7 protein-coding genes are annotated in these 8,486 nt (G+C 57.3%); 5 read left to right on the forward strand and 2 right to left on the reverse strand.

Annotated elements, in window-relative coordinates; genetic code table 11:
• Window positions 1–760 precede the first annotated feature (760 nt).
• From C9413_RS22800 to C9413_RS22820, 5 genes are all read left to right on the forward strand, one after another.
• Window positions 761–1,702 (forward strand): ABC transporter permease, encoded by a 942-nt coding sequence (locus tag C9413_RS22800; protein ID WP_040114311.1) that lies wholly within the window; start codon window positions 761–763, stop codon window positions 1,700–1,702.
• A 2-nt stretch (window positions 1,703–1,704) separates the two neighbouring features.
• Window positions 1,705–2,586 (forward strand): ABC transporter permease, encoded by an 882-nt coding sequence (locus tag C9413_RS22805; protein ID WP_040114312.1) that lies wholly within the window; start codon window positions 1,705–1,707, stop codon window positions 2,584–2,586.
• A 1-nt stretch (window position 2,587) separates the two neighbouring features.
• Entirely contained in the window at window positions 2,588–3,595 is a 1,008-nt protein-coding gene (locus C9413_RS22810) for an ABC transporter ATP-binding protein (protein ID WP_040114313.1), read from the forward strand.
• Entirely contained in the window at window positions 3,592–4,602 is a 1,011-nt protein-coding gene (locus C9413_RS22815) for a dipeptide ABC transporter ATP-binding protein (RefSeq protein WP_040114314.1), read from the forward strand. The genes C9413_RS22810 and C9413_RS22815 overlap by 4 nt, the downstream gene beginning before the upstream one ends.
• A 136-nt stretch (window positions 4,603–4,738) precedes the next feature.
• Window positions 4,739–6,274: a gamma-glutamyltransferase gene (locus C9413_RS22820; protein ID WP_040114315.1), complete on the forward strand. Its 1,536-nt coding sequence runs from the start codon at window positions 4,739–4,741 to the stop codon at window positions 6,272–6,274.
• Window positions 6,275–6,480: 206 nt separating this feature from the next.
• Here the strand turns inward: C9413_RS22820 and C9413_RS22825 are convergent, their stop codons facing one another.
• Together C9413_RS22825 and C9413_RS22830 are read right to left on the reverse strand one after the other, a co-directional pair.
• On the reverse strand, window positions 6,481–6,666 hold the full coding sequence (locus tag C9413_RS22825) for a hypothetical protein (protein WP_133941614.1): 186 nt from the start codon (window positions 6,664–6,666) through the stop codon (window positions 6,481–6,483).
• 412 nt (window positions 6,667–7,078) lie between these two features.
• A complete protein-coding gene (locus C9413_RS22830) occupies window positions 7,079–7,531 on the reverse strand; it encodes an Lrp/AsnC family transcriptional regulator (RefSeq protein ID WP_040114316.1) in 453 nt (150 codons plus the stop codon).
• Window positions 7,532–8,486 lie beyond the last annotated feature (955 nt).

Here is an 8,486-nt window from a genome sequence, read left to right on the forward strand (position 1 = left end):
TGTGGGTAGGCAGAGAGGTTCCATGAGGCGAAAGTTCGTGCACAAAACTGGTAGCGATTCATGATCACATCTCCGTTTCAGAGCCGTGAACACCCCAAGACAAACGCAATACTTTACGGGACCCTCTACTACGTTTCACGACTGGCGGTAACCGTCTGGTGGACGACGGCTCGATGACCGAATATCTGAGAACGAAGCGCGAGAGACGCCGCATTGTCATTTCGCCAATGCGGCGCGATAGTTCATCTACAGCGCTCCGCAATCGCCAAGAGGATTGCCGTGGGTATATGCGCCGCGCGGTTAGCGCTACCTCGCGGAGCCGGTGGCGACACCGTGGGCGGGGCGCTTTCATTTGTTGCCAGCTGTGACGATGAAGTTCACTTGTCTCTCCTCCTGTCTGCATCGTCCTCGGACTTGCAGAGCCTAGCGTCTCGGCTATCGGTCCATAAATGGCGAGAACGGCATTGGTGCTTGCGGACCCACAGTCTTGCAAAGCAAACGTCGCGGCGAACCATTTGAATTATCTTTTAGGTTATAATACATATGTTGCATTCTCGTCAAAAGTCGGATATTGAATATTCAAACCACAGCGCTTGGCCGCCATCGACTACATGTCGAAGGCGGAATGGCTGCAACACAAACAAAAGAGGGAACTGCAGATGACACTCTCTCGACGCGACCTCATGAAAACAAGTCTTGCCGTTAGAACGGCCTTAAAGATGCCGTCGGCGCTGTGGAACATGCAGAAGGCCGCGGTCTAATGGCTGCTTACATTCTTCGGAGATTGGTTTCGACCGTCGCCGTGATGGCGATGGTCGGGATGTTTGTTTTCCTGCTTCTCAGGCTGGCGCCTGGCGACCCGGCAGCCATCATCGCCGGCAAGTCGGCTACGGCTGAGATGATTGCTGGCATCCGCGAGCAGCTCGGACTGAACGAGCCCATGCCGGTTCAGTTCATACGTTGGGTGCGGGATATGCTTGGCGGCGATTTCGGCACCTCGATCTTTGCCGGCCGGCCGGTTCTGGAGCTCATCTCGCAGCGGCTCGAGCCTACCCTTTCCTTGACGGTCCTGACGATGATCGTTTCGGTGACGATTGGGGTTTCCTTCGGTATCCTGGCCGCGTGGCGCGCTGGCGGTCTTGTTGATCGCATCTTGACGGCATTCGCGACGCTTGGCTTTTCTCTCCCGGTGTTTGTCGTTGGCTATTTCCTCATCTACTTCTTCGCTATCACAACGCATTGGCTACCGGTCCAAGGATACAAGCCTATTGATCAAGGCTTCGGGCCCTGGTTTGTGCACCTGATCCTGCCGATCGTGACTTTGAGCATTCCCTACATTGCGTTCATCGCCCGGATCGCGCGGGCGAGCATGCTGGAGGTTCTGTCGGAAGATTACATGCGAACGGCTGTTGCAAAAGGCGCTTCGTCCTATGCCATGCTTTTCCACCATGCCTTGAAGAATGCCGGCGTCCCGATCCTCACCGTGATCGGCTTAAGTTTCGCAGGCCTGATCTCTGGCGTCGTCATCACGGAAACCGTGTTCAATATACCGGGTATCGGTCGTTTGGTGGTCGATGCGATCAACGGCCGCGATTACCCCATCATACAAGGCGTGCTTATCCTGGTTTCGGGTTTATACGTCCTTATCAATCTCACGGTCGATCTTTCTTACACCTTGATCGATCCTCGCATCCGGTACTGATTATGACCTTAATCTCTCCATCAATTGAAGCCCTGCCGAGGGCCCATCCCCGACTATCGGGTCTTGCTCGTCTGGCAAGACGGCACCCGCTGGTCCTGATAGGCGGTGGACTCCTCGTGCTGCTGATCATTCTGGCGCTCGCCGCGCCCATTTACGCCGGCGACCCGGTGAACATGGACCCGTTCAAGCGCCTCCAGCCGCCTTCGGTCGAGATGTGGTTCGGAACCGACAATCTGGGCCGTGACGTGTTTGCCCGAACAATCTTCGGCGCGCGAATCTCCCTTATGGTCGGATTGCTCTCGGCGACCTGCGCGGCTGTGGGCGGGGTTCTGATTGGTGTTATCGCTGGCTACAATCGCCGGTTCGACAACATCGTCATGCGCATAATGGATGGCTTGATGTCGATCCCGACGATTCTGCTGGCCATCGCCCTTATTTCTCTGACAGGACCGGGATTGGGCATTCTCATCGTCGCGATCACGATCCCACAGCTGCCAAGCGTCACGCGGCTGGTCCGTTCGGTGGTTTTGAGTGTTCGGGAGCGGCCCTATGTGGAGGCCTCCCTTTGTGGCGGTGCGCGTCTACCCAAAGTGCTGTGGCGGCATATCCTGCCCAGCACCATTCCGCCTCTTATGGTGCAAAGCGCCATCGTCTGCGCAGATGCGATTCTGACAGAGGCCGGGCTGAGCTTCCTCGGCGTGGGCGTGCCGCCCGAGATTGCCAGCTGGGGCAACATGATCTCAAGCTCTCGGCTCTTTATCTCCATCTCCCCATTGACGATCTTCGCCCCCGGCATCTGCCTTGCCATCACGGTTCTAGCCGTCAACCTACTCGGCGACGGTCTGCGCGATCTGTTCGATCCCCGCGCAAAGCGGAGGCAGTAACATGCAGATACATCAGAACGTGGGCAATGAAGTGCTTCTCGACGTCAGAGACCTGGAGACGCATTTTTTTGGCGAAGATAGCGTTACCCGCGCGCTTGGCGGCATCAGCTTCCAGGTGATGAAAGGCGAGACGCTCGGCGTCGTCGGCGAATCCGGATGCGGCAAGAGCGTCACCGCGTTGTCGATCCTCCGCCTACTACCGAAGCTGACCGCCAGGACCATCGGCGGCGAGGTCCGCTTTCACGGCCGCGACCTGCTCGATCTCTCTGAGCGGGAGATGCGAAAGATTCGCGGCGATCAGATCGCCATGATCTTCCAGGATCCGATGACGAGCCTCAACCCGGTCTACACTGTCGGTCACCAAATCGCTGAAGCGGTGCAGATCCACACGGGAGCCTCCCGGGCGGCCGCAATGGCTAAGGCTGAAGAGATGCTTCGCCTCGTCCGCATTGCGGACCCGGAGCGTCGCGCCAACAACTATCCCCATGAGATGTCGGGTGGTATGCGCCAGCGCGCCATGATCGCCATGGCTCTTGCCTGCTCACCGGAGCTGTTGATCGCTGACGAGCCAACGACTGCACTCGATGTCACCATCCAGGCGCAGATCCTGCGGCTGATCGTTGATCTGAAGGAGCGCACGGGGACCGCGGTGATGTTCATCACGCACGATCTGGGCGTTGTGGCCGAGACATGCCAACGTGTGATCGTGATGTATGCCGGCCGGATCGTCGAGCAAGCGACTGTGACGGATCTGTTCGCGCGGCCTGCGCATCCTTATACTCAGGCCCTTATGCGCTCTGTGCCTGACCGGCGGCGCGGTCAGCAAAGCCGCCTTCCGGAAATACCCGGTATCGTGCCGAGCCTGCGCAATCCAATCGTCGGGTGCAGCTTTGCGCCGCGTTGTCCGTTCGCAATCGACATTTGCCGGGAAAAGACACCCGTTCTTAAGTATGTCGGACCGGCGCACGCCGCTGCTTGCTGGCGCGCCGAAGAGGTGATGGGCGTATGAGTGATCCTTTGTTGAAAGTCGAAAGCCTGACCAAGCATTTCCCGCTCAGTGCGGGTATCTTGAAGAAGAATGGCCCGGTCGTGCGGGCCGTGGAGGCTGTATCCTTTTCCGTCGAAGCAGGCGAGACACTTTGCATCGTTGGCGAATCCGGCTGCGGTAAATCCACCGTCGCACGGCTTCTGATGCGGCTCATGGAACCGACGGACGGGCGCGTGCTTATCGAAGGAACCGATATTGCGGGGCTCAAGAAGCACGAGCTTCGGGCGTTTCGCCGGCGGATGCAGATGGTCTTTCAGGATCCTTACTCTTCGCTGAACCCACGCCTTACCGCCGCCCAGATCATCACCGAACCCGTCGAGAACTTCGAGCGCCTCGGCCGCAGTCAGCGCCAGGCGCTCGCCGCAGACCTTCTGCAGAAGGTCGGATTGGGGCCCGAAATCATGCACAGGCTTCCGTCCGAACTGTCGGGGGGCCAGCGCCAGCGGCTCGGCATTGCGCGCGCCCTGTCGCTCAAGCCCTCGCTCATCATCGCTGACGAGGCGGTCTCGGCCCTGGACGTTTCCGTGCAGGCACAGATCCTCAATCTGCTGATGGATCTCCAGCAGCAGATGGGCATCGCCTTCGTCTTCATCTCGCATGATCTCGGCGTCGTGGAGCACATTGGGCATCGCGTCGCCGTCATGTATCTGGGTCGCATCGTCGAACTGGCCACATGCGAGGCACTCTTCGCCAAGCCGGTCCACCCCTATACCGAGGCGCTGATAGCAGCAGCTCCGGTGCCGGATCCGACGCGGGCGCGGCTGGAGGCGCCGGTAGAAGGCGAGGTGCCGAGCCCGATCAATCCGCCGACGGGCTGCGCCTTCCATCCGCGCTGTCCGCTCGCCGTCGACCGTTGCCGCATCGACGTGCCGCCGCTGACGTCGATGGCCGACGGCCGCGCCGTCGCTTGTCACGTGCGCGCTCCCGCGTCAGCCAATGCTCAACCCGATATGGTGATCGCGGGCTAGCATACAATTGTCATGCTCGATCGAACTATCGCTCAGACTTCAAACTCCTACTCTTGTTGACGCCAGAGAGCGAAATGCTCGGAATTCCCACACTAGATCAATATGTGAAAACGACTGCCAAAGTTAGGAACACCGCATGAGCTCCGACACACCCTTTCATATCCACAGCAGCAAAGGCTTCGGTATCGCTACTCCCGTACCCTCAGCCACGGCCGCAGCAAACATTATCAGGCAACATGGCGGCGGCATCTTCGACATGTATCTTGCCGCTCTCGCGTGCGCTTGGGTGACGGATCCGGCCAATTGCAGCCCTTTTGGCCGCATGCAGGGCGTCTTTTCCGTTTCCGGTGAGACAGGTAGTCTAAATGCCCCCACCGCAGTCCGTTTTGCAGCAGAATCGACTGTACCAGTCCCGGGTAACATAGCTGCTTGGTATTCCTTAAAACGCAGCGGCCGTTTGCGCCTCCCAGCAAGTGCTCTGGTCGCACCGGCTACCGCGCTCGCCCAACAAGGCTTTGCTCCCTCAGAGGGGCTGAAGATTGCTCTCGAAAGCCAGGAAGGTGTTTTGGACAGATCGCTTAATGCGATTTATCTGGAGAACAGGGGTGAGATTCGTAAACATATCCAAAACCCGCAACTAGCAAACCTCCTTCGGATTCTCGGCGAATCTGAAAGTGAGGATGATTTCTGGCAAACCCTGCGGGCGAGGGATCCCGGACCTTGGCACCCTGAGGAAACTCTCGAAAACCGCGTTCGACAGCCAACTCCCCGCATGCTCGACCTCGATCTCGATGGGCGACGCCAGCGTCTTCTCACAACTGGTGCAGTTGAGACGTGGGGGACGTGGATCCTGCTCGGCGCCGCGGTGACTGTGGAACTCCGTCGACGTGAAGCGCTGCGCGACTTTTCGCGTGCGATGGAGGCCTATGTCTTATCCACCATCCTCCTTCTTGATCGGATACCTTTTGCCGTTGGCACCCTTGAACCCAAAATCCGGCGTCCGTCCGTCGACATCGATATTTCGTCGGAAGCCATCGCTATCGCAGACCGCGTCATCCGTCTACTTGATGCGCCCGTCGAGTCATTGTGGGAACAGTTAGGCGCTACGTACTTCCCCGGACCAGATAGTTGGACTGATGACACCAACACTAATCACTTTGCGATCGCTACCGGCGACGACTTCCTGTCGTTCACGACTTCGATCGGCCCTTGGTTTGGTTCGAAGGCATCTTGGTTCGGTGCTGCGCTGGGCTACAGCTATGCAATGAAATCAAATCTGCTCTTTGAAGGTCAAACGCACGATGTCACCGAAATGTCGCCGCTCATCGTTGAGATGGCCGGTAGACCTATGCTCGCCATCGGTTCCGCTGGGAGCGAGCGGATCCTTGGGTCTCTCACCTATCTGCTGTTTTTAAGGATTGGCCTTGGATTTCGCGAAGATATGGCGGATCTACTTGCGAAGCCCCGCGTCTTTCCAAAGGACGGCAAGCTCCGAATGCACCTGGATTTTTGGCCCGATGCGCGAGCGCACCTCGAGGCGAGAGGGTTTAAGATCAGCCCTAGTGGGTACGATCCCCACACCCACATAGGAATGGTGAATGCCGTTGAGCGGCTAGATAACGAATCGTATAAGAGCGGAGCCGACCCGTCGAGCTCAGGCAGCGCTCTCTAATTGTGAGCTTTCAGGGCGCTATTTCATTTGGCCCTACCGGGAAAGCTGAGGTTGTCTAGCTCCAGTGATTCTCGGAGGGCCAAATGAACAACTGAACAACCAAGGGATTTCCCTTTAGGCTTTGCGTCGACAGGAGATGGCGCGTGCGTTATTAAGCCGTCTTTCCAGAGACCATGCGGCGCGGATTTATGGCATGACGTCGAAGGTCACTGGGCTGGATTGAGTGCTCCCGATGTAAAGGATCCGCTGGCACGCGGATCGTTCGTCCCCACGAAGACGAACCCGGCGCGGATCCCGCCAAAGGTTGCGGACGAGATTGCCGCTGCCCAGCCGGGCTCGACGCGCAGGCAGACGGGCGTGTCGCCGGCGACAGTAAGCCGGGTCTCAGGCACGCGGGTCTCGCGCGCCGGAGCCGGAAAGATATTGCGGATTGAACTAAGCCCCCAGTCGCGGCAATTGGTGGTTGCTTTGAGAAATGTCTCCTACCGAGAGGATTGGGGTCGCAAACCACCCTTCAGCCACGAGATCCGGGACGGCCGAATCCCGGTACATCGAGGGACATGACGCAAAAGTACCATCTTTGTGCGGTCGCAAGTTTTGCCTTTATTTTTGCCGATCGCCCGATCGGCTGAGCCTGGACGATGTCCAGCCTTCCAATTTCATCTCGTACCAGCAGTTCGTCTGCGCACTCCGGTTCCTCATGGGGTAACGCTCGGTCAGGATACACCGCTCTAACATTGATAATCAGCTGACTACAGTCGGCACTGCTATATAAGTTCATCTATGGGGTGCGGTACGTCTGCCCTACACAAGCATGCGAGGCTCGAATTTTACTCTGTCTAGAGCAATCATACTTCGGAATTTTCGCACATTGGGATTGGTATAGAGCTTGGTCTTGACGAAAACATCAAACGCTTCGACATCCTCCACCGCAACGATGAGAACGAAATCAGCGTCGCCTGTCACCATATAACATTGTGTGACCTCCTTCGCGGCCCTCATCGCGCGTTTGAATTCATCGACTAGGTCGAGGCGCTCCCGGTCCAATTCCACGTTGACGATCACGGTCAGCGACTTTCCGACCGCCTTCGGCTCTATCAGAGAAATGTCAGCAATAATCACGCCGTCGGCTCGGAGCTTATTCACCCGCCGCATGCAGGACGCCGCCGATGAACCCACAAGGTCAGCTAGCTCGGCGAAGGAATGCCGATTATTCTGCTGCATCGCGGCAAGTATTCGTCGGTCTAGATCGTCCATTGAAGGTCCTACGTCCAGAGTAACCGGAACAAGATGCGCTTACACTCCGAGTGCACTCTGGAAGTGCTGCAACTTCGCCAGCATGACTGTCCCTCGAAGATTAACTTTTACGTCACAATATGCAGCTAAACAAGTCGTTTGCGCCCATACTATGAAGCGCTCATTTCATTCCGATGCGCAAGCTGATCGATCAGTATCAAATCGCCATGTCGCCATCCATGGGAGTTGCCCGGCCCCACCCACCAAGATCCGACTGATCTGGCATATTCTTGAGTTAGCCTTTACCCACAACCCACCGACAGCCTTGTAGGTAGAGCACACCGCCTGTTCGCCGGTGCAGCGAGGTCCCTGCTCGAAAGCCGCGAGTTCCCAAAAAAACCTCGGACGCCGTTCAGCCACTCAGAGTCAGACGAAGGAACGGCTCTCCATCCCCTCGGATGCGATTTTCACCCGTGGGGGACTTTGATCATTGATTTTGACTGCTGGCCAATGCTGCAGCTCGATCCAACCTGGTTCTCGCGTATCGGTGCGATTCCGGTCGTCAGCGTTAGCTTTTTGACGCGGGCGTTGCGCCTGGAGCCCCAGTTTGATCGTTATTCATGCAACGATTTCTGCGATTAAAGCAATGCAATCAGCTTCATTTGCGCCTTGGACTAGCTCCCATTCAAAACAGTCATGAAGTCACGGCTGAGGAGAGACAGTTAATGAAGCTTCAAGGAATACTTGCGAAAGCGGTCGCCTGGCTTGCAGGCCAGCCGTGGCAGCGTGATGAAAGAAACCGAGCTGGCCTGTCCCAGCAATGTTCGGAGGAATCAATAGATGACAATCGCAACGATTAGGACGACAGAAGCTCTGCCCAAGATAGAACCCCATGATGAGGGTAACAGCCGATATCCTACAGGTGTCGCGTTCTGGGTAGGGCAGTAACTAGCGATGTGGGAGGCACAGCGTGTGG

This window comes from Rhizobium sp. SEMIA 4085, assembly GCF_013004495.1.
Classification (GTDB): domain Bacteria; phylum Pseudomonadota; class Alphaproteobacteria; order Rhizobiales; family Rhizobiaceae; genus Rhizobium; species Rhizobium gallicum.